Annotated in this window: 20 protein-coding genes; 5 read left to right on the top strand and 15 right to left on the bottom strand. The window is 60.8% G+C overall.

Annotated elements, in window-relative coordinates:
* Window positions 1-7: 7 nt before the first annotated feature.
* From PIN31009_RS02235 to PIN31009_RS02200, 8 genes are all read right to left on the bottom strand, one after another.
* Window positions 8-712: a GntR family transcriptional regulator gene (locus PIN31009_RS02235; protein WP_150789158.1), complete on the bottom strand. Its 705-nt coding sequence runs from the start codon at window positions 710-712 to the stop codon at window positions 8-10.
* Window positions 709-2,478 carry an ABC transporter ATP-binding protein gene (locus PIN31009_RS02230; RefSeq protein ID WP_246185481.1) on the bottom strand — a complete coding sequence of 590 codons (1,770 nt, stop codon included), beginning with the start codon at window positions 2,476-2,478 and terminating at the stop codon, window positions 709-711. The genes PIN31009_RS02235 and PIN31009_RS02230 overlap by 4 nt, the downstream gene beginning before the upstream one ends.
* Complete coding sequence (locus PIN31009_RS02225; protein WP_058376928.1) at window positions 2,475-3,296, bottom strand: ABC transporter permease; 822 nt, start codon at window positions 3,294-3,296, stop codon at window positions 2,475-2,477. The genes PIN31009_RS02230 and PIN31009_RS02225 overlap by 4 nt, the downstream gene beginning before the upstream one ends.
* Window positions 3,293-4,237 carry an ABC transporter permease gene (locus PIN31009_RS02220; protein WP_058376927.1) on the bottom strand — a complete coding sequence of 315 codons (945 nt, stop codon included), beginning with the start codon at window positions 4,235-4,237 and terminating at the stop codon, window positions 3,293-3,295. Before PIN31009_RS02220 ends, PIN31009_RS02225 begins: the two co-directional genes overlap by 4 nt.
* A gap of 120 nt (window positions 4,238-4,357) precedes the next feature.
* Window positions 4,358-5,227: an alpha/beta hydrolase gene (locus PIN31009_RS02215; protein WP_087690192.1), complete on the bottom strand. Its 870-nt coding sequence runs from the start codon at window positions 5,225-5,227 to the stop codon at window positions 4,358-4,360.
* Between the two features lie 85 nt (window positions 5,228-5,312).
* Window positions 5,313-6,455 carry a C45 family autoproteolytic acyltransferase/hydrolase gene (locus tag PIN31009_RS02210; RefSeq protein WP_058376925.1) on the bottom strand — a complete coding sequence of 381 codons (1,143 nt, stop codon included), beginning with the start codon at window positions 6,453-6,455 and terminating at the stop codon, window positions 5,313-5,315.
* 133 nt (window positions 6,456-6,588) lie between these two features.
* Window positions 6,589-7,230, bottom strand: a complete 642-nt coding sequence (locus PIN31009_RS02205; RefSeq protein ID WP_150789157.1) for an FMN-binding negative transcriptional regulator — start codon at window positions 7,228-7,230, stop codon at window positions 6,589-6,591.
* Window positions 7,231-7,289: 59 nt separating this feature from the next.
* Complete coding sequence (locus tag PIN31009_RS02200; RefSeq protein WP_150789156.1) at window positions 7,290-8,279, bottom strand: alpha/beta hydrolase fold domain-containing protein; 990 nt, start codon at window positions 8,277-8,279, stop codon at window positions 7,290-7,292.
* A gap of 155 nt (window positions 8,280-8,434) precedes the next feature.
* Here PIN31009_RS02200 and PIN31009_RS02195 point away from each other — a divergent pair, with 155 nt between their 5' ends.
* Entirely contained in the window at window positions 8,435-9,253 is an 819-nt protein-coding gene (locus PIN31009_RS02195; protein ID WP_174996897.1) for an AraC family transcriptional regulator, read from the top strand.
* Between the two features lie 34 nt (window positions 9,254-9,287).
* On the opposite strand, the gene PIN31009_RS02190 is transcribed toward PIN31009_RS02195, so the two are convergent.
* Window positions 9,288-10,358 carry a porin gene (locus PIN31009_RS02190; RefSeq protein ID WP_150789154.1) on the bottom strand — a complete coding sequence of 357 codons (1,071 nt, stop codon included), beginning with the start codon at window positions 10,356-10,358 and terminating at the stop codon, window positions 9,288-9,290.
* Window positions 10,359-10,764: 406 nt separating this feature from the next.
* Window positions 10,765-11,793, bottom strand: coding sequence for a histone deacetylase family protein (locus tag PIN31009_RS02185; protein ID WP_150789153.1), 1,029 nt, complete (start codon window positions 11,791-11,793; stop codon window positions 10,765-10,767).
* Window positions 11,794-11,932: 139 nt separating this feature from the next.
* Here PIN31009_RS02185 and PIN31009_RS02180 point away from each other — a divergent pair, with 139 nt between their 5' ends.
* Window positions 11,933-12,418: an Lrp/AsnC family transcriptional regulator gene (locus tag PIN31009_RS02180; protein ID WP_058376919.1), complete on the top strand. Its 486-nt coding sequence runs from the start codon at window positions 11,933-11,935 to the stop codon at window positions 12,416-12,418.
* A gap of 134 nt (window positions 12,419-12,552) precedes the next feature.
* On the opposite strand, the gene PIN31009_RS02175 is transcribed toward PIN31009_RS02180, so the two are convergent.
* The 4 genes from PIN31009_RS02175 to PIN31009_RS02160 all read right to left on the bottom strand — a co-directional run bounded on the left by PIN31009_RS02175 (window position 12,553) and on the right by PIN31009_RS02160 (window position 17,188).
* Window positions 12,553-13,650 (bottom strand): saccharopine dehydrogenase family protein, encoded by a 1,098-nt coding sequence (locus PIN31009_RS02175; protein ID WP_058376918.1) that lies wholly within the window; start codon window positions 13,648-13,650, stop codon window positions 12,553-12,555.
* Window positions 13,651-14,001: 351 nt separating this feature from the next.
* Window positions 14,002-14,277 carry a hypothetical protein gene (locus tag PIN31009_RS02170; RefSeq protein ID WP_246185480.1) on the bottom strand — a complete coding sequence of 92 codons (276 nt, stop codon included), beginning with the start codon at window positions 14,275-14,277 and terminating at the stop codon, window positions 14,002-14,004.
* A 266-nt stretch (window positions 14,278-14,543) separates the two neighbouring features.
* Window positions 14,544-15,095, bottom strand: coding sequence for a hypothetical protein (locus tag PIN31009_RS02165; RefSeq protein ID WP_150789152.1), 552 nt, complete (start codon window positions 15,093-15,095; stop codon window positions 14,544-14,546).
* Window positions 15,092-17,188: a DUF637 domain-containing protein gene (locus PIN31009_RS02160; RefSeq protein WP_150789151.1), complete on the bottom strand. Its 2,097-nt coding sequence runs from the start codon at window positions 17,186-17,188 to the stop codon at window positions 15,092-15,094. The genes PIN31009_RS02165 and PIN31009_RS02160 overlap by 4 nt, the downstream gene beginning before the upstream one ends.
* A gap of 512 nt (window positions 17,189-17,700) precedes the next feature.
* Here PIN31009_RS02160 and PIN31009_RS02155 point away from each other — a divergent pair.
* The 3 genes from PIN31009_RS02155 (at window position 17,701) to PIN31009_RS02145 (ending at window position 21,142) form a co-directional block, all read left to right on the top strand.
* Window positions 17,701-18,852, top strand: a complete 1,152-nt coding sequence (locus PIN31009_RS02155; protein ID WP_058376914.1) for a porin — start codon at window positions 17,701-17,703, stop codon at window positions 18,850-18,852.
* A gap of 191 nt (window positions 18,853-19,043) precedes the next feature.
* Window positions 19,044-20,141: an asparaginase gene (locus PIN31009_RS02150; RefSeq protein WP_174996895.1), complete on the top strand. Its 1,098-nt coding sequence runs from the start codon at window positions 19,044-19,046 to the stop codon at window positions 20,139-20,141.
* A gap of 236 nt (window positions 20,142-20,377) precedes the next feature.
* The gene (locus PIN31009_RS02145) at window positions 20,378-21,142 is read left to right on the top strand and encodes a COG4705 family protein (protein ID WP_150789150.1); all 765 of its coding nucleotides are present in this window, start codon (window positions 20,378-20,380) and stop codon (window positions 21,140-21,142) included.
* 215 nt (window positions 21,143-21,357) lie between these two features.
* Here the strand turns inward: PIN31009_RS02145 and PIN31009_RS02140 are convergent, their stop codons facing one another.
* Window positions 21,358-21,945, bottom strand: a complete 588-nt coding sequence (locus PIN31009_RS02140) for a hypothetical protein (RefSeq protein WP_246185479.1) — start codon at window positions 21,943-21,945, stop codon at window positions 21,358-21,360.
* Window positions 21,946-22,207: the final 262 nt, after the last annotated feature.

Raw genomic sequence — 22,207 nt, 5'->3', positions numbered from 1 at the left:
CGATGTCTCATTTCTTCTCCACGGACGACTTGGTTTTGACGGTGCCACGCGACGCGCTCGCTTTGCCGGACTTGGCCGTCGTGGCCAGTTTGGCGGGCGTAGCCGGCTGTCGCACGTGCGCCGCGATGACGCGTTGCAGCGCCTTGAGATCGCGGGCTTCGACGGCATCGACGATGGCAAAGTGCTCAAGCGACGACGCTTCGATACGCGCGCGCGTGCGGTTCTGCGTCGCCATGCCCGACGGCATGCGGGTGCGCAGTTCCAGAATCAGTTTCGGCAGTTCTTTGTTCTGGCAGGCGGAGTACAGCAGACCGTGAAACTCCGCGTTGACGGGGTGCATGTCGAGCACCGTGCCGTCGAAGGTCAGCGCATGAAACTGCTCGGCAAGCTCGCGCAACCGGACAATCTGCGCCGGGGTCACGTGATCGATCAGATCGGCGGCCGCCCCGAGTTCCACGATGACGCGCATCTCGCGAATGTCATGCAGACGGTCGGTGTCGATCGACTCGATGTGATAACCGCAGTTGGGCACGTGCGCCGTCACACGCATGACCGTCAACTGGTCGAGTGCGCGCCGCACTTCCAGACGCGTTACGTCGTAGCGGGTCTGCAAATCGATCTGCTTGAGCCAGCTGCCGGGCGTGAGCACGCCCGCTTGAATATCTTGGACGATGCGGTCCACCAGGTTTTGCGCGCTTTTTTCGGTACTCATATTGCCGATGTCTCCGGTCCACACGAACGCTGACGCAGGGCGACACCGCCACCGGACGTGGGGGTAAGCATCGGTATCGCGCGCAGCAATTCGCGAGTGTATTCGTGTTGCGGCGCATCGAACACTTCGTCGCGTGTGCCCTGTTCGACAATGGCGCCGTCGCGCATCACGATAACCCGGTCGGCCAACTGTTCCACCACACCCAGATCGTGGCTGATGAACAGGCACGAGAAGCCATGGCTGCGCTGAAGTTTGGCAAACACTTCGAGCACTTGTGCGCGCACCGTGACGTCCAGCGCGGAGACGGGTTCGTCGGCAATCACGAACGACGGCCGCCGCACGATGGCGCGGGCAATCGCCACGCGTTGGCGCTGTCCGCCAGAGAGTTCGTGCGGCAGACGTGCCCCGTGGGCCGCTTCAAGCCCGACTTCGGTGAGCACTTCATCGACACGGCTCTGTACATCAGCGCGCGACAGCCCCGATACATGACGCAGCCCCTCCCCGACCAGCTGACGCACCGTCATTCTCGGATTGAGCGACGCGCTCGGGTCCTGAAACACCATCTGGCAATTCAGACGGTATTCGCGCCATGCCGAATCGGAGCGATGGATCGCGCGGCCATCGAACAGAATCTCGCCGCCCGACGGTTGAATCAGCCCGGCAATGGTGCGGCCAAGCGTCGTCTTGCCCGACCCCGACGCCCCCACTACCGCGACCACTTCCCCCGGGCGCACATGGACGCTCACGTCCTTCAACGCCTGCTTGCGTTCTGTCTTGGAGAACAGCCGCTGACGTCCCGCGTATTCGACCGACAGCCCTTTCACGTCGACCACCGGCGCGAGCGTAATCGGCTCGCGTGCGGGAAGCCGATGCGGCATCGCCATCAACAGCTTGCGGGTGTACGGCTCGCGCGGCGCGGCGAGCACATCCGCCGTCGTGCCGCGCTCCACCACCTTGCCGCGCTCCATCACCACCATGCGCTCGGTGTAACGCGCGACCATCGGCAGATCATGACTGATCATCAGCACGGCGGTGTCGTGCTCACGGGTGAGCGATACCAGCAACTCAAGCACGTCGCGCTGAACGAGCGCGTCAAGTGCGGTGGTCGGTTCATCAGCAATCAGCAGCGCCGGTGCGAGCAACATCACCGAGGCGAGCATGATGCGCTGGCGCATACCGCCCGAGAACTCATGCGGCCACGCCGTCAGCGCCCCTTTGGGGTCGCGCATACCGATGCGGTTGAGCATGTCGAGAATGCGCTCGTTGCGCTCGGCCGCCGACATCTTCGGGCGATGCAGACGCAGCGCCTCGCCCAACTGCCGCCCGATGGTCATCGATGGATTGAGCGACGTCATCGGCTCCTGAAACACCATGCCGATACTGCCGCCGCGCAACTCGCGCAGCCGCTTCACGCTGGCCTGCGCCATATCTTCACCGGCAAACACGATACGTCCGCCTGCCCGCACCACCGGCTCGGGATTCAGTCGCAACACGGCGCGCGCCGCCTGCGTCTTGCCGCTGCCCGACTCGCCCACGATGCCGACGATCTCGCCGGGAGCGATGTCGAACGACACGTTGGAGACGATCTCGCGGCCACCCTGACCGATCGTCAGCGTGAGGTTTTCCACCGAAAGCACCGACTTCGCGGGGATAGCGCGTGCATCGGGGGCGGCAGACACGTTCAGAGAAGACGACGAATGCGGCATCGCAGAGGGCCCGGACGAAAGATCGATGTGCTCGGAGAGCTCGGAACGCGCAAGGCTCATTTCATCCCCCGCATGCGTGGGTCGAGGCGGTCTCGCACGGCATCGCCGGCGAGGTTGATGGCCAGCAGCGTGAGCGCGATGCACAGGCCCGGGAAGATCGACAGATAGCTTGCCTGCGAAATAAACGGACGGGCCGACGCAAGCATGTTGCCCCACGTGGGCGCGGGCGGCGGCACGCCGAGACCGAGGAACGACAGCGCGCTCTCGGCCAGAATCACCCAGCCGAACATCGACGTCGCCAGCACCGAGATCGGCGCAATGCAATTCGGCAGCACATGACGGAACATCGTGTACAGATCGGAATTGCCGAGCACGCGCGACGACTCCACGAATTCCCGTTCACGCAACGACATCACTGCACCGCGCACCACGCGCACTACCGACGGCGTGTACGCCAGACACAGCGCGAGCACGATGCCGTACTGGTTCGGACCGACGATCGTGAGCAGGCCGAGCGCCAGCAGCAGCCCCGGAAACGCCAGCATCGCGTTGTTGAACGTCATGATGATGCGGTCGGTCCAGCCGCGGGCGAAGCCCGCCAGCAGGCCGATCGTGCAGCCAAGCACGATGGCGAAGAACACCGTCAGCGAGGCGATCAGAAAGCTCGTCGCCGCGCCGCTGAGCAGTCGCGACAACTCGTCGCGGCCGAACTCGTCGGTGCCCAGCAGGTGCACACCGCCCGGCGGATGCAGGCGCGTCGGGAAATGAATGCGCAGCGGATCGAACGGCGTCCATACCGCGCCGAGAATGGCGCAGATGACCAGAAACGCGAGCAGCAGGCCACCAATCGTGGCGTTGGAGAAGAGGCGTTTTCTCATTGCACCGTCACCCGGGGATCAAAGAGGGGATAGCAAAGATCGATCACGAGGTTCACCACGACGTACACCGTCGCCACACACAGCAGACACCCCTGAATGACCGGATAGTCGCGGGCGAAGATCGAGTCGACGAGCAAACGGCCAAGCCCCGGAATAGTGAACACCGTCTCCACCACGGCAATGCCGCCGAGCAGGTTGCCAAGCACCAGACCGATCAGCGTCCACGTCGGGCCGAACGAATTTCGGAACACGTGATTCATCAGCACCGCACGCTCCGACAGCCCCTTGGCGCGGGCATGGGTCACGTAGTCGAGACGCAACACGTCGAGCGTGCTGGCACGGGCCATACGAATCAGCACGCCGATTTCATGCAGGAACAACGTGAGAATCGGCATGACGAGATACAGCATCCCGGCGCGCCAGTCGTCGGCAATCGACACGTAGCCCACCACCGGCAGCCATTGCAGCTTCAGCCCGAAGAACAGCAGGATCAACAGACCGAGCCAGAACGCGGGCATCGACACCAGCAGCGTGGCACCGCCCACGAGCAACAGATCGGGCAACTTGTTCTGCTTCCACGCAGCGATCATGCCGGCGGGCACCGAGACGAGGGCCGCGAACAACACGGCACACAGCACGACCTGCGCGCTGGTGATGAAGCGCGCCCAGACCAGCGAGCGCACCGGCTCACCGGTAGTGATCGACGTGCCCAGATCGCCGTGCAACGCGCCGGAGAACCAGATCCAGAACTGCGTGGTCCACGGCTGATCGAGCCCCATCTTGACGCGCATGGCGGCGAGCGAGACCGGATCGGCCAAGTCGCCGAGCAGCAACTGCGCGGGGTCGCCCGGCACCAGCCGGATCATCACGAACACCGACACCGTCACGATCAACAGCGTGGGTGTCGCGGCGAGAATCCGGGACAACAGAAAACGAAGCATGTTCGCGCTCCCTAGTTAGGACGACCGCATGGCACAACTGCGGGGGCTGCAATGGCGTTCGTGGCGCTCGCGGCGCACATCGGTGACATCGGTGGAATCCGTCAGCGACCGGCCAACGGCTCAGGCATCGCCGCGCTTCTTGCGAAGCACATCGGCAAGGAAGTCCTGCACGGCAGGCACGGCCAGCATGCCGTTGTGCGGCATGTTGTCGATCACGTCGAAGGTCACATCGACGCCCGCACGTTCGAACGAATCGCGCAGCGAGGCGAGGCGCTCCTGCCGATTGGCACCGGCCGAATTGGCACCCGGCATGAAGTGCGGGCCCCCTTCTCGGTGCGTGATTTCCCACGTTTCGAGGTCGGCTTTACCAACGACCATGTGCACCGGCACGCTGCGCAGCGCATCGAGATCGAGCGCCTTGCCGAAGCGTTGCTGCATGTCGCCAATACCAACCCACCAGTTCTGCTGCGCATCGAGCAGCGTGACCGAACCCGGTGCGCCAATCGACAGCGCCCACAGACGTTCCGGATGCAGGTAGCCGAAGCGATTGACGAACTGGCCGCCGCCCGAATAGCCGAACAGCGCGAACTTGTCGAACGACGCTTCGTACTTGCGGCTGACTTCATCGACCATGCCCAGCAGCACGTCGTCGTAGCGGATGTCCGCTTCGACCAGATGTTTGAAACCGCCGGGGTTGCCGTCGCCGCGCACGCCGACCGGGAACAACGGGCACAGGATCAGGCAGTCTTGCCAGCGGCCAAACTCGGCGAACGCATCGCGATAGTTGGTGAACTGGCGGCCCGTGCCGTGCACGACAACTACGAGCTCAACGCGATTGCCCGGCTGCGTGATGGCCTTCGGGACATACAGGGCGTAGGCAAAACGCGGATCGCCCGCGTAAGAAAAGATCGTCGTCGAGCCGAGGTCGTAAAGGTTGCGGGTGCGAGCTTCAGTGCTCAGATTGGCGGCGTCGGTAGTGGTCTTGGTCATGGTTGTTGCGAAGTGTTTTTCGTATTCGAGAATTTGGGTGACTGCCGTGCGGGATCGGGCGCTCGGACTGGCGCCCGTGATCGCCTTACGCTTCGAGCAGCGTCGGTTCGCCTTCGAGGCGATAGCGCGTGAACACGCGGTTGAGGGCGGGCATCGGTGCCACGTCCATCTCGCCGACGGCGGGTTCCATCACGACCATCGCCACCGAGGCCGTCATCGAGTGACGCACCCCTTCGCGCGGCGGACGGCACACGGAGAACGGCGTGCCGAAGTCGTCGAACAGCGCCTGCTTGAGGCTGTCGCGCGAAATCATCGGCGTGCTGTTGAGCAGCTTGCGCACACGCCAGTCGCGGTAGTAGCTGTCGGCCGAGTTCTCGCATCCGGTATCGACCAGCTTCGTGCGCGCGACCGGGCTCACCCAGTGGTTGGCGTGCACGATCAGTTGATCGTCGCCGGGGTACAGCGGAAAAGCTTCGTTGGTGGTGCACTCGAAGTCGATGGCAAACCCTTGCGCCATGCCGAGCATGATGTTGTTCGAGCACGACTTCGGCGTGGTGGCGACGGCCTTCAGGGCATTCGCGAACACCGGCTGATCGAGCACCTTGCGGCGAAGAATCGCCAGCGGCACGCCCAGCTGCTTGAAGTCGCGGTCTGATTCCAGATAGTTGGCGGTAATGGAAACGCCTGCGCTGTTCATACCGCTGCGCGCCAGACCACCGGCTTCCACGAACGTCAGAAAGTCGGGCCCGTCGTCGCGTTGCACACGCAGCACCACGCCAGTGTTCACGCAGTCGGCGCGCCAGTCCCAGTTCTGGGCGTGCAGCAGATTGCCGCTGGCCGAGCGCTCCGGCAGCACGATGGCGCCGGTGCAACCGTCCTGAAGCTCTTCGCCCTCTGCGGTGGCCTGATCGGCACGGGCTTTGGCCAGCACTTCGGTGCGGGCGTTGATCATTACGATGTCGGCGAACGACACGCCGGCGCCATCGGCAATGCCGTGCATCTCGTCGAGATAGGTCGGGTCGACCGTGCCGATATGCCCTTCAAAGTGCTTGAAGAGCGCTGCGCGAGCGCTGGCGGTGTAACCCAGTTCGTCGATCGTGCGGCCGTACATGGCCGCGCTCGCGCGCACACGGTCTTGCGCCTGCTTGCCGTACTGCACGCCCCGGTCGTAAGGGCGGCCGCTTACGGAAATGAAGGGAAACTGCGGAAACTGCTGGAATGTCGTCATAGCGTGACTAAGCTCCGGAATAGCGAAACCTGTGACATCGACCCCATCGGCTGCGACGTTTGCACAGATACCGGCATGATTTAGCCAATCATATTGGCGCCAAAAACTGGAAAAAAATTATTTACGTCGGTGTTTACGCTGACCGTTCCCCGGCGTCCAACGTGGCTCGCATGAGCGCCGCAATCTCACGGCCACCAGCGTCGTCGCGCGATTCCAGTGCGGCAATCACGCCTTGTTTGTCGGCATCGCTGTGGTCCTGATTGAGCTTGAGTGCGCCGTCCAGCCGCGAGACTTTCATCACGACCCCTGCGATTTTCGGCAGGCGCAAGGCGGTCTGTTCCGCAGGGATGCCGGCGAAGGTCCACTCCCCTGCAATCGGCCCGTCGAACGTCTCGACCACGCGATCGAGGATGTGCTTGATCCCGTCGGCGTCGTCGACCACCTGAATGTCGCCATACGCGTGAATCGCGGCGTAATTCCACGTGGGGAACGTGCGCTTCTCGTCGTACCAGCTCGGCGAGATATAGGCGCTGGGGCCCTGAAAGATCACCATGGCGTGGCAGCCTTGGCTCAGGTCGTCGTATTGCGTGTTGCGGCGCGACAAATGGGTCGTCAGCAGCGTGTTGCCGTCGGCATCGACGTCGATCAGAAACGGCAGATGCGTCGCGGTCATACCCGACGGGCCGAACGTGACGAGCGCGGCGAATGGCCAGCGGCGCATGAGCGAGCGCAACGTCTCGGGTGAGTTTTCTTGATAGGGTTCCGGGCGGTACATCAGCGATCCTGTTCCTGTAGGCAGACAACTTGAATTTGGGGGTACGGCGCGGACGCGGGTCATGCGCTAACGCGCTGTCTGATCCATTCGGCCTGCTCCGCGAATGCCCGATCACTGACGCCAGCGATCGACACGGCTTCGAGAAAGCTGTGGATCGTGCCCGGGTACACCGTCGCGCTCACGGGCACACCGGCATCGCGCAGCCGTTCGGCCATCTCGATGTTCTCGTCGTAGAGCGGATCGAGTTCGGCAATGGCGAAGCAGGCAGGCGGCAGGTTGTCGAGGCTCGCCACAATCGGGCGGCAGCGCGGGTCAGAGAGGTCGTCGCGGTGATTGATGTAGCGGTTCACGAAGCACACCATGTCGTGCGACGAGAGCGAATACTCGCCGCCTCCGAAGCGGGCAAACGAGTCACGCCACGGAATCATGTCGAACGCGCCGTAGTTGAACACCATGCCGCGCAGCAGGCTCTCCCCAGCGTCGCGCAATTGCAGCGCCGTGCCTAGTGACAGGTTGGCACCGGCGGAGTCGCCACCGATGAGCATTGCCTGTGCGTCGAGCCCCAGCGTGTCGGCGTGGCGATGCAGCCAGCGCGTCACGTCGACAATCTCTTCGAGTGCGCGCGGGAAGCGGGCTTCCGGCGAGCGCGAATAGTCGATGCCCACCACCACCACGCCCGCGCGCGCGGCGTATTCACGCATCACACGGTCATGCGTATCGAGACTGAACACGACGAAGCCGCCGCCGTGCAGATAGATCAACGCGGGCAGCGATGCCTGTTCATGCGGGTAATAAACGCGGATGCGCACGTCGCCGTGCCTCGTAGGCACAGCGCGCTCGACGGTGCGATACATCTGCGGGCCGCCGCTCGCCCAACGATGGCGAATCACTTCGAACGCCTCGCGCGCTTGCGCTGCGGTGCCGAGGTCCCAACGCGCGAACGCAGCGCCGTCTTCGCTTTGCAACGCCATGAAGCGCGTCATGTCGGGATCGATCGGCGAGGGTCCCGGATCGTCTGCGGCATGAAGTAGGTGAATCTCTTTATTCATTTTCCGGTTCAGATTGTTAGTGTGGCAACAGGGCCAAATGCGGTGGCAGATGAAATGTCATGCCAATGACAACGAACCGAAAAAATTTTAGAGTTCCAAAAATCAAGTCGCCGCGTGCGCAGGGACATCCAGTAGCGAAATCGGGCCAACATCCAATGCAGAAAAGTACTCACTCCGTCGACTATCAGGATTTGCCACGGCCCGTCGCGGTCATGGTTTCCGATTTCAGCGACTCCACACTGCTAGACGCAGACCCGCCACATTCGCATCCGCGTGCGCAACTGCTCTTCGCCGTCGAAGGCGTGTACACCATCGAGACCGCCACCGGCACGTGGCTCGTGCCACCGCATCGCGCCGCGTGGATTCCCGCCGGCGTGACGCACAACTGCAACGGCCGGGGTCAGGCCATCCTCGCGTGTTCGCTCTACATCGACCCGGCGGTATCCGCCGAGCTGCCGAACGCGTGCTGCATCATCGAAGTCTCCACGCTGTTGCGCAGCCTCATCTCCGAAGCCATCGACATCCCCTCGCTCTATGACCCCGAGGGCCGCGACGGTCGAGTGATGTCGTTGATCGTTGACGAGATTTGCCGGGCACCCACGGTGCCGTTGCACTTGCCGATGCCGCACGATCCGCGCTTGCTGCGCATCTGTCGCCTGTTGCTCGCGGAGCCGGGGAACGATGGCGATCTCGATGACTGGGCGCGTGTCGGCAACGTCGGCCGCCGGACGCTCACGCGCCTTTTCCGCAGCGAGACGGGCATTACGTTCTCGCACTGGCGTCAGCAATTGCGGCTGATGGTGGCGCTTTCGCGTCTTGCCGCAGGCGACGCCGTCACGACCATTGCGCTGGATCTCGGCTATGAAAGCCCGAGTGCGTTCACCTCAATGTTCCGTACGGCCATGGGCCGCACACCCAAGGAATATCTCGGCGGGCTGGCACAGGCGCCGGTGGCGCGCCACGGCGCAGACTGAGAGGTCTCGCTCGCAGGTGCGCCCTGCCCCATCGTCAGAACCGGTGACGAACACCCGCCACGGTGCCGAACTGGTTCTGCCCCGCGATCACATTCACGCCCATTCCGCCGACGCCCAGATTCGAGCCGTTGCGGTTGAGCGCATACGACATATTCCAGTACAGGTCAGTGCGCTTCGACAGGTAGTAGCCCAGCGCCAGCACGAACGATGTCGGGTCTTGGTTCGAGCCGACGACATCCGTGTGATACACCGCGCCCGAGAGCGTCAGTGCGGGCGAGAAGTGTTGCGTGACGCCCGCCCAATAGAGATGCGTGTGCGTTTGCGTGCTGCCGACGGTCTGTTGCAGATAGCGGTATGCCGCGTAGAGATCGGTGCTGGTCAGCTTGTAGGCGATACCGACAATGACGCGTCGTGCCGTATCGTCGGCGGAATCGATCGAGGTGCCCTGACGCTGGTCGTACACGAGGCCGACGTCGAGCGGACCGCTCTGGTACATCACGCCCGCGCCCATGTCGCGACCCACTTTCGAATGGCCCGGCACTTGCGCGCCGCTGGGGATGGTGGAGTCATAGCCGCTGCTGTACATCGTCGAGAACGTGAGTCCGCCGAACTTGCCCGTGTACTTGACGGTGTTGTCCGTGCGCGCGGCGAGATACGGGTCGTGTGAGTAAGCGGAGTACGACGCGGCGTAGAACATCGGGTCGTAGCGAATGGAGATGTCGTAAAGCAGGTTCTGCTGACGGCCGAGCATCACCGTGCCGAAGGCGCCGCTCAGGCCGACGAACGACTTACGGCCGAATTCGCGCCCGCTCTGCCCCGAGACACCTGTGTTGGCGCTGAAGCCATTTTCCAGCACGAAGATCGCCTTGTAGCCGCCGCCAAGGTCTTCAGTGCCGCGAATGCCCCAGCGCGAGCCGGCCATATTGCCCGAGGTTTCGCGCACGAGGGTGGTCTTGCTTCCGTTCGCGCCGGGGACGTTCGTGAGCGCTTCGATACCAAGGTCAACGATCCCGTACAGCGTGACATTCGATTGCGCATGTGCGCCGGAAGTGAGTGCAGCCAGCGTGCCCACGGCGACGCCAAGCCGGCAAAAGTGATGTTTCATGTCGGTCTTCTCTGTAAGTGAAAAATCAAACTCTCGCGAGGCCCGCACGTGTGATTCGCACGATGGCTTTGTCGATAAAAACTCGCGAGAGCGTGGCTCATGAAGCGTTGCTCGACTGCTCACTGCGACACTTCTGGAACTGATGGTAGGGGGCTGTTTTTTTGATCGCCCCGCCTACGAGGTCATCAAATCTCGAAATCGGGCCACACTTGAAATCGCGGCTTTTCCCGGACTTTTTGGCGACCGAATGCACCACCGTTGGCCTTCGACGTTGGTTTAACTTAGGGATGCGACTTAATTTAGATGGCCGAACGAATCCCGCCTGCGGCGTGGGTAACGCGCGCGGGATACGGAACAAACCAATGGGTGGGTTCTCTAGCGTTCGGCTAGTGGTTTGATGTCTTCTCTAACCATTCGAGAACCCTATGAGGGTGTTGCTGACATTGACGCCGATGTCTTCGACGCAGTAGCCGCCCTCCAAAACGAAGAGCGTGCTTCGGGCGATTTTTGAGATCGCACGGCCGATGCTCAAATAGTCTTCACTCTCCATGGTGAATCGACTGATCGGGTCTTTCTTGAAGGTATCGACACCCAGCGAGATCACCACGGCATCGGGGGCGTATGCCGCGATACGATCACATGCGTGGGTGAGTGCGGCGCGATAGTCGGCCCAACCTGTGCCGTGTGGCAGCGGCAGATTCAACGTGTAGCCGAGGCCATCGCCGATGCCGCGCTCATGCGCGTGGCCATAGAAGTACGGATACGACTTGTCGGTGTCGCCATGAATCGAGACAAAGAGCACGTCGTCGCGCGCTTCGAAGATGCTCTGTGTTCCGTTGCCGTGGTGGTAATCGATATCGAGAATCGCCACGCGAGACGCGCCGCTATCGATGAAGCCCTGTGCGGCGAGCGCAGCGTTGTTGAGATAGCAGTAACCGCCCATCGCTTCGCGCGACGCGTGATGACCCGGCGGACGACACAGCGCAAACGCACTCGATGCTCCCTGCGCAACGACACGCATCGCGGACAGCGCCACATCGGCGCTGGTGCGTGCACCGTCCCAAGTACCCGGCGTGATGGCAGCGAAGGCGTCGGCGGCGTAGAAGCCCAGCTTGCCTTCGATATGGGCGGGCTCGACATCCGACGTTGCGCCACGTGCGGGCCACACCAGTGGCAAGGCGTGATGGGTGCGTCCGTCTTCTTGCCAGATGCGCCATGCGTTTTCGAGAAAGCGAACGTAGCGCTCGCTGTGCACGGTCATGTAAGCGCGGCTGTCATGGCGTTCGGCGAGTTGGCATTCGCCAAGCGCGGCGGCGCGAATCGATGCGAGAACGTTGGCCGCGCGTGCGGGAGATTCCACGCTGGGGTGTTGCTCGCCGTTCACCCATTCGGTGCCTTGGTGAGTCAAATGTGCGTCGCTGTAGAGGGTGAGCATGCGTGGCTGAACTGATGCGAAAGGACGAAAACAATGGAATCGGACAGGCATCAGTATGTGGATCGGGACTTGAAATTGCTTTGCTTTTCTTTTTGTCTGACTTAGATTTTTTGTAAAAATCGACTCATCGGCGAGACAAATGAAAAACAATCGACTCTATTCCGAGCTGGATGCCACGGACCGGCAGATTCTGAGCCGTTTGCAGGAGGACGGCAGCGTCTCTACGGCGCAACTTGCCGATGCGCTGTCGCTGAGCGTGACGCCGTGCTGGCGACGACTCAGGAAGCTTGAGGACGAAGGATTCATTACCGGCTTTCAGGCGAATCTCGATCGACGCCGGATGGGATTCGGTTTGCTGGGCTTCGTGCAGATCGATTTCGACATTCATACCGATCACGACGCACCCGCGCAGTTCGAGCTGGCGATTCAGCAATGCCCGGAGGTCCTGTCGTGTCACAAGGTGACAGGACAAGCCGATTACATGCTGATGGTGGTGAGCGAAGATCTCGATGCGTATGGCGTCTTTGTCGATACCGTGTTGAAGATGCTGCCGGGCGTGACGGGCATTCACTCCACGCTGTCGTTGAAGGAAGTGAAAGCGTCGAGCCGTGTGCCGGTTCGGTGAGGGATGGGGTGATGCGCTGATTCCGCGATGCGTTGTTTCGTCGATTTGACGATTTGATGCGACGGAAATGACACTGCCCGCAGCCGAGTGCGGGCAGTGGTTGTGGCAGGTTTAACTGCGGGACGTGCTACGTATCAGGACAGCGATTCGATATGCGTCGAATGCGCGTAGGCCTGTCCGAAGCGGTTGGCGAGGAAGTCCGGCAGTGCAATCTGCTCCTGACGAATAAAGCCGCGCTGCGGCAGCTTTTCCGCGAAGAACAGATCGACCGCGGCGCACACTGCCGATGCCGTCGTGATCTGAATGGCGCTCGCGCTATGTCCGTTGTTACGTTCCGCGAAGATCTTGCGGGCGAACACTTCCTGCGTGAGCACGCCATTGCGCAGACCACTCACGACGACGAACACCAGCACCACGTCTTGCAGCGTGCTCGGCACGGCGCGCTTGAGCAGCGTCTTGAGCGTTTCCTGATCGTCTTTAAGACGCAGTTCGCTAAGCAGCACCTTCATTAATGCGCCGTGCCCCGGGTAACGCACCGACTTATAGTCGAGATCGCGCACGCGGCCGGCGAGCGTTTCGCAAAGCGTGCCGAGCCCGCCGGAGGTGTTGAAGGCTTCGTACTCAACGCCATCGAGCGAGAAGTGTTCGAGGTCTTCGAGCGGCTGCACGGTGATCGACGCGCCATCGCGAATGGCTTCACACGGCTGACAGTATTCATTGATGAGACCGTCCACACTCCACGTCAGGTTGTACTTCAGCGAGTTGGTCGGGAAAGCGGGCAGCGCACCGACACGCATCTTCACCACTTCGACCTGATCGAAGGCGGCGGCGAGATGATGCGCGGCGATCGAGATGAAACCGGGGGCAAGGCCGCATTGCGGCATGAGCGCGGTGCTGGCGCCTTCGGCAAGTTGGGCGATCGCGTGCGTGGCGGCGACGTCTTCGGTCAGATCGAAGTAATGGCAGCCGGCGGCGACAGCTGCCGTCGCGGCACTGGTGGCCATGGTGTAGGGCAATGCATTGATCACCGCATCGTAGCCCGCGATTGCCTTTTGCAACGTGCCCGTGTCGCTGTCGGTGAGTTCATACACGGCGTCGGCATTCTCTCGGACGTGGGCAAGCGCCTGTGCGCTGCGGTCGAACACGCTCACGTGATAGTCACCGCTGTCGCGCAACAGACGAGCAATGGTTTGGCCGATGTGGCCAGCGCCAAGCAAGGCAATCTTCTTCATGGTTTTTCCCCTGGTTAGTGGTGATGGATGCTGTTAGAAGACAGCAAGACGGACACCGCGCAAAGGCCCGTGTGGCAGGGCTTTCACGCTGCGGCACGTCTCGCGCCGTTGCATCGATTCTAAGCAGGGGTGCTGATGAAATGTAGCGTGATTTCGTCGTAAGCTCGGCAATTACTGACGTAATGACGAGTTTGTTTGACGAAATGTATTTGATGGTGAAAAAGGGGGCTTGCTGGGGGAGTTTGTGGGTGGGGGTTGTGTGGATTTAGCGGAGGGCGTTATCCTGCGCGCGATCTATGTAATGGGTTGATGCGAGATTACTCGGACGGGTTATGTACGCTTACGACCTCGTCACCGCATGTCAGAGGCTTCCACCGTTGCGAGCGCATACCTACCGCAGTCCGCCAAAAACGCCTCAACTTCATAAGCATCGGGTGCGTTGTCGTCACCAAATACGAGTACCACTGAGACAATCGTGCCGAGCGGCAACACAACGACATCGCGCTCGCCGATTACGGTGGCCTCGACGGGCCCCGACAGCGCAAATACATCGCCCTCTCTCATCTTTCCCGCCTTTTTCTTCAGAAATCCCGTTACGCATCGAACCGTACAGAATCCGATCTTCATGAGTACAGACGTCGTATATATCGCTTATCCATACTCGCCCGCCTCCGGGAGGAGCTGCTTACAAGTTTGCCCTATTGAGTAGTTGTGGCCATGCCCCCCGCTATGGCAGGCTGAAAGCCGCCGCGACTCAACTTCCATTCAAAGTGCGTACGACCCCAGCAGCCCAGAACGCCTATTGCGCAACTTCCTGGAAGCCTAGGAGCAGCACATGCACCCTCCCCGATAGCGCCGGTGGTCTGGCTAAAGTCAGACCTACGCGAAGACGATCAGTGTGGAATCTTGATGTCAAACGACGGATTCGCATCCACGTTGAGCGTCAACCGCCCTCCGTCTTTCAGAAATTGAAAAGCTTCTGGCCCGATCCAGTAGGCATTAACTTTTGTCTTGAAGGTTTTCTTCATCGCGGCGAAGAACGCCCGCATCAACTGTTGTGCCGGCGTACTTTCTGACCAAGTTTGAATCAACCCATTGATAAGAACTTCGTTTTCCCAAAACCCTCCCGCATTGAACTCAATCGCGTCAGGACAATTCCCCTGCTCATACTCCGTCTTTTCTACGCCACCGTAGACTCTCGTGACAGGTTCCACATGCGTCGCCCGATTCACTACGAGGTACCGTTCGCAACTGGTGGTCTGCCGACGTGTCGCAATCCCTAGCGTCGGAATTTTTGCCGCAGACTCGTATTTTGGCGCGCAGCCTTGATGCTCGGAGAACAAGCCATGATGGGAAAGGATATACATTAGATCCAACCTCTCCTCAACAATGTTTGTTACGGCCAAGATGTCGCTTTTTGTCGCAAAAAAGAAGATGCGTTTCATTGTTGCAGCGCCTTTTTGATAGCTTGATTTATCTGGGCTTGGCTTGAGCCCTTCGGAATAAGGATCAACGTGTCGTTGGGGTAAGCCGCTTGTATTCTCCCAGCAGCTGCTTGTTCCGACGTAGTCGGCGTTACCCCATCTGATTTGGTGGTAACGGTCTGCACTCGAACAGTACTCCCGTTCGGGGATTTGGCCGTAATGTCCACATACGATCCCCCACTGGAACCCGGTCCAGAGCCTGGAATGTACTCCTCCGATGCAATACCACCGCCGGCTGTAACCTGATATCCATCCTTCGCCAGGGTCTGTCCCACGACATAATTTAGCTGGCGTGTATTAGTGTTTCCCCATCGACCGCCTGAGCCATCCAAATATTTGTCAGTGAACGTGGTTCCGCTTGAATTGTTTGTGGTAACACCGTTGCCTCCCCCAGACGACGAAGCACTGCTACCCCCGCCGCTTGAGTTTGCCGCCGATATCACGATGTTTGCACTACACAAAATCGGGGAGAGAATGCAGCGATTCGGGCGAGGAAAAGTTCCCGAGAATATTTCGCCGACCTTAGCCGGGAAAATCGTCGTCAGTTGCCAGAAGGTATCGACGAGAGAAGAGAACCCCGGCAAAGTGAAGTTCCACTTTCCAGAATCGTTCGGCGTCCCCTCAAGCCCATACTGGTCAGACAAACCTGATTGATTTGGAAACCATGTCCCTTTCGGACCGTCCGCGGGCCCCCCTCCCCCTCCGGCCCGTTGAATGGGCGGCGGCGTGGGAGGGTGTGCGTACTGATTGTTCTGCGCCTCGTTAGCTGCGGCGGTTGCCGCGGCATTCGGGTTCTGTCCGGTTAGTCCGGCGACGAGCGCTCCCGAAATCGACACTATCCCGACAGCAAGTGCGATTTGCTCCGGTGACAGCTTTTGCGCTCCTGGAGTCCCATCCAGCAATGATTGTCCAATCCAGGGGCTAATCAGCGCACTGGTCGCTCCACCGATCGCTCCGCCTGCGCATCCAGTACCAACGGCAGCCGAACTCGCACAGCCCAACACTGCGTGGGCAAGCGATGCCCCCAAACCAACCTGGAGCTTATCGACCCATAGGTCAGACTCAATATCCCCAAAAGCGCTATCTAACTTGGCGTCTCCGATTTTGAACGCCAGCGCCGCGCTCAAATTGCCAACGCCACTAACCTTCAACGCCTCAAGGAAACTCCCCCCCTGAATCGTCGACTGCACACCCGCTTGAATTACCGACTGACCGAGGATGGCGAACCCTTGTGTGATCAGCTTATCGGCAGAGGCCGTCGCTGCTTGGCTTACCGCGCCATCGACGAAGGTCGGTTTCACCCCCGCGAGACTGCTTAAGCTATTCGGCGATCCAGCAGTAGCTGAGAACCCAAAACCATCGGCGTTCGAGTACGTGATCCCGTTCAACAACCCTGCCGTAATCGCCGCCGAAGCGCCCGACGTCAGCAGTGAACCGAAATCCACCGAGCCGTTACTGACCAACTGTGTGAACACCCCACTCGTCATGGCGGTCAGCGCTGCGCTGGCCATCACGTTACCCAGTCCACCCACCACGAACGTCGCGGCCACGCTACCCAGTTGCGCTGCGACAAGCCCTGAGAACAATGGCCCGAGTGCACCGCCCATCATGGCCGTGACCATGATCATCCCGACCTGCTGAATCCCGAAGTTGCCGCCTTGCTTGACGAACTCCGTATGCAGGTCGTCTTGCAGCGCTTGCTGGACGAACTTGTCGCCCAATTGCGCCGACACCCCAGCGATAAACGCCTGTGTCGCAGCGTGGTCGATCTGGCCGTTCGGGTCCAGCAGCGAGAGCATCCCGCCGATCTGGTTGAACTGGTCCACGTTCAACGTCAGACCGCCCGCCGCTGCGCTCATGAAACCGCCCGGCTGCACCATCGTGCCGGTCGTCTTCAAGTACCCCGTGTCCTTGATGTAGCTCCACAGCTCGCCCACATCCACCACGTTCGCGCGGTTCGTCAGCGTGCCCGTGTTCACCGTCAGCGTCCCGCCGGACGTGATCGAACCCGTGTTCAGTACGCTGCCACCCGTCGCGCTACTGCCGAAATTCAACGACAGATCATTGCTCGCCAGAATCTGTCCGCCCGCCGGCCGTCATGCACTCGTTGTCCTTCTCGAGCTTGCCGTAGTTCTCGTGCACCTGAACCGGCGGGGGCAGCGTGTTGGTAGTGCCGCCCGCGATGGCTATCGATAGGTTCGTGTTCGCTTGCGCAGAGAGTGTCGCGCCCTTCGATTCAGTCTTCGGCCTATGAAAGGCTGCCTAAACTTTGCACTACGGACTTATTTTTCTTCTATGTGGCCGTCAATGCAAAAAAAGTGCGCCGGAGAAGATCGCACGATTGATCGTTTATACGTGCCCCAGATGTCATCCGCATGAAACCGGGCCAGAACCGCTTGTCTTCGTTTTGCTCGTTGCAACATCGACACATCTCTCGTGAAATTTCATCTGCACACCTACAGATTCCGGGACAGCTTCGATATAGTTCGGCCCGAACCCACGGGGCGCCTGATGTCAGGCGAAGGGGTTCGCAACATTTCAAAGCTATCGAACAAGGAATCGACCGATGAAAAAGACGCATTTGGCTGCGGCGCTGTGTGCCCTCCTCGCTGCCGGCGCAGCGCAAGCTCAAAGCAACGTCACCCTTTATGGTGTGCTCGACGGCGGTCTCGCCTATGTCAACAACGTGGGCGGCAACAAGAACACCAGCACCGCAGACGGCCTGCAATCGGGCAACCGCTGGGGCCTGAAGGGCTCGGAAGATCTGGGCGGCGGTCTGTCGGCCGTCTTCACCCTCGAAAACGGCTTCAACCTGATGAACGGCACGCTCGGTCAAAGCAGCCGTGAATTCGGCCGTCAAGCCTTCGTCGGTCTGTCGAGCAAATCGCTCGGTACGGTCACCATCGGTCGCCAATACGACTCCGTGGTCGACTACGTGAGCGGCCTGACCTCGGCCAAGCAGTTCGCCACCAAGCTCGGCGCGCACGTGGGCGACGTCGACAACCTGTACAACTCGTTCCGCCTCAACAACTCGATCAAGTACTCGAGCGCCAACTACGCCGGCTTCACGTTCGGCGGCCTGTACAGCTTCTCGAATCAAGCCAGCACGGGCACCAACGGCACCGGCTTCGCCAATAACCGTGCCTTCAGCCTGGGCGCCGCCTACGCGAACGGCCCGATCAAGTTCGGCATCGGCTACCTCGAAGTCAGCACCCCGTCGAGCGCGGGCAACACCGGTGGCGCCGTCACGGGCGACTACAGCGGCGACTTCTACACGACCCGCATCGGCACGACGTCGTACGGCGTAGACAAGCAGCGCGTGCTCGCCACGGGCGGCAGCTACAACTTCGGCCCGGCAACGGTCGGCGTGGTGTACAGCAACACCCAGATCAAGTATCTGAGCGGCACCGGCGCCCGTGTGTCGAACTACGAACTGAATGGTACGTACAACCTGTCGCCGACGCTGCTGCTGGGCCTCGCCTACACGTACACCGACGCCAGCACGCGTAGCCCGACCCTCGCCAACCTGAGCCCGAAGTACCACCAGATCAACGCCGCCGTGGACTACCTGCTCTCGCGTCGTAGCGACGTGTACCTGGTCGGTATCTATCAGAAGGCTGCCGGTGACGCGACCGCCGCTTCGATCAACGGCGCCGGCGGTGCTTCGAGCACGAAGTCGCAAGCTGCCGTCGTCGCGGGCCTGCGCCACAAGTTCTAAGCCTTCGTCTTCGCGAGACGTGTAGTACCTCGTTTGAGTGCTCCAGTATTGAGGGAGGCCCCACAAGGGCCTCCCTTTTTTCATGGGTCGCGCGCGTGCACCTTTCTTGAAATCGGAAATGTTGCCAATATGAAGGGAATCGCGCCGGCCGCCGGCACGGTTCCCCCCAACGAGAAGAGAGGAGCACACCCATGACGTTGACCAAGCAACGCAAATCCGTCGTACTGCCGAGCATGATGGCCGCTGCGCTGGCGTTGACCGCAGGCAGCCATGCGTTCGCGGCAGATACCACCACGGCCAAGCGCGCGCCGCGCATTCTGGTGCTCGCCACCGGCGGCACCATCGCCAGTACCGGCGACGCGCGCTCAGCCATCGGCTACAACGCGGGCGGCGTGACCGGCGAGCAACTTACCGCGAGCGTCCCCGGCCTCGACAAGCTGGCTTCGATCAAGGCCGAGCAGATCTCGAACATCGGCTCGCAGGACATGAACAGCAAGGTCTGGTATCAACTGGCCGCGCGCATCAAGCAAGCCTTCGACCGCGACGAAGCCGACGGCATCGTGGTCACCCACGGCACCGACACCATGGAAGAGACCGCCTTCTTCCTCGATAACGTGCTCGCCACCAGCAAGCCGGTGGTGCTGGTCGGGTCGATGCGTCCGAGCACCGCCGTGAGTGCAGACGGCCCGGGCAATCTCTACGAAGCCGTGGAAGTTGCCGCCAGCCCGCAGTCGCAGAACCGAGGCGTCCTCGTCGTGATGAACGACACGATTCATGGGGCGCGCTGGGTCACGAAGACCAACACGACGTCGGTGCAGACGTTCCATAACCCGAATGCGGCACCGGTCGGCTATGTCGATCCGGCGTCGATTCGCTATCTCGCGCCCGCGCCCGCAGGCCGGAAGAAGGCGCTTGAGGTGCCCAGCGGTGGTCTGCCGCGCGTCGAGATCGTCTATGCCCACGCCGACATGGACGCCGTGCAGATCGACGACGCCGTGCGGCACAACGCGAAGGGGATCGTGCTGGCGGGTGTCGGCGACGGCAACGCATCTCAGGCGGCACTCGATGCACTGGAAGCCGCGGCACGCAAGGGCGTCGTGGTCGTGCGTTCGTCGCGCGTCGGCAGTGGCTTCGTCAACCGGAACGTCGAAGTGTCGGACGACAAGACCGGTTTCGTCGTCTCTTACGACCTGAACCCACAAAAGGCACGCGTGCTCACGCAGTTGCTGATCGGCAACGGCGTGACGGCAGCCGATAAGGTGCAGAAGGCGTTTGATGTGACGTACTGAGGCGGTTACAGCGGCTGATGCGGCCGTCGGTTGCTGTGACTGTGGATGCGAAAAGGGCAGGTTGCCATGATTGGCAGCCTGCCCTTTTTGTTGTCTGTTGCGTTGACTGGCCGAAACCGCTTCGTCACAGGGGACTATGCGTGAACTAAGTAAACGGCGCGACACTTCGCCTGTTCTCAAGTGAATCGTGACCTCCCGGCATAACGCACGGGGGCGTCCACACGACAGGTGCATGCATGAACACAAACACAAACGTACACAAAGCGCTCGCCAAGGTGCCGGAAGTCACGCTCATGTTCTGGGTGGTGAAGATTGCCGCGACGACCTTGGGCGAGACGGGCGGCGACGCGGTTTCCATGTCGATGAACCTTGGCTATCTCGTCGCCACGGCGATCTTTGCCGTGGTCTTCGCCGTTTTGGTCTCGGCGCAGATCCGGGCGAAGTCGTTTCATCCGGCGCTGTATTGGGCCACGATCATCGCCACGACAACCGTCGGGACGACGCTCGCTGACTTCGCCGATCGCTCGCTAGGCATCGGCTACGCCGGTGGGTCGACGATCCTTCTGGCGCTGCTGCTGGGCTCCCTGTGGGTCTGGTACCGGACGATGGGATCAGTGTCCGTCAACGCGGTCGATTCGCCTAAGGCGGAAGTGTTCTATTGGGTCACGATCATGTTCTCGCAGACCCTCGGCACCGCACTGGGCGATTGGACGGCGGACACCGCCGGGCTCGGCTATACCGGTGCTGCCGTTGTCTTCGGCGCGTTGCTGCTGATTCTCGTGGGGATGTACTTCTGGACCCGAACGTCGCGCGTCTTTCTCTTCTGGGCAGCGTTCATTCTGACGCGACCGCTGGGCGCAGTCGTTGGCGACTTTCTGGATAAGCCGATCAGCGCAGGCGGTCTCGCACTGAGCCGGTATTCGGCATCCTTCGCCTTGCTGGCGTTTATTCTGACCAGCTTGCTGCTTGTGCGGCAGCGCGCTGCGGCGAAAGCGCATTAGCGAAAGCTTTGCGGTGCGCAAGTTGGAGACTTGACCGCACGGACTGCCGCATATTAGTATTTGCGTCGAAAACCTACGTACGAGCGGGTGTAAAAAACGTAGCGCCGCCCAGACAACTGGGTCCCACCCGGAGTGGGAGTTCTACAGAAATGTAGATAGAGATTCCCGCATGCGACGGCCACCGAAAGGTGGCCGTTGGTCTTTCCGCCATCCGATTACGCGCGAATCGGCGTGCCCTTCTGAATGTTGCGCAGCAACGTGGCTAACGCGATCTTTTTCGCGTGACGTTGCCGCTTGGTCAAACCTTCCTCAAGCACGTAGGCGGATTGAACGCGCAATATGAGTCGCTTGCGCGACTTGTCCCTCTCAACTTCAAAAAACACCGCGTAAAGCAAGATCCCCCCGCTAGCTTCGTCGACGTGCTCAAGCGTCACGAAATTGGGACGTCGGTCATCTGCCAACGTGATGCGGCGTGATTCGAGATTCGTCACGATTTCGCGGAGAAACTGTCGCGAGAGGTTGTAGCGCTGTTCACAGAGCACTCGTCGCTCACGCTCGTCCACGTAAAGCTCATGATCCGGAATCGTCAAAGAAGGACGTGGATCCCACCGGAAGCTTTTGGTGAAGCAGTGACAGGAAAAGAGCACGAATACCGACACCTCGAGACCTTGGCCCACATGCATCTTGAATGCGAAAGGGGCAAGGTGACTCAGATCCCAAGAGGCGCCTCGAAACGCAACGGCGCCGAACGGCTGCGCCGGCACTTGCCCCTGATTCGCAGCCGGCATCTCAACCAACAGCATTCGCTCGTGCTCTTCCTTTGACAGTCGAGCATTCTATTGCCTAGGTTTCCTAATCGCTCAGGCACCACATGTAACTCCTGACCAGAGCAGCGAATCCCGATAACGCTGCCTATCACTCGAACGCCCTCAATTCGCAGGAAATTCTGATCGTGACGCATGAAAAAAGGCCGGTTCGCTTACAGCGGAACCGGCCTTGATCAAACCAAACTTTCGGAAAATTCGCCCTGATACTCGGGTTGATGGCGACTTGCCGAATTACGAC

It is taken from the genome of Pandoraea iniqua (assembly GCF_902459685.1).
GTDB lineage: Bacteria > Pseudomonadota > Gammaproteobacteria > Burkholderiales > Burkholderiaceae > Pandoraea > Pandoraea iniqua.
The sequence above is the reverse complement of the archived record's forward strand: the minus strand, read 5'-3'. Positions and strand labels throughout refer to the sequence as shown.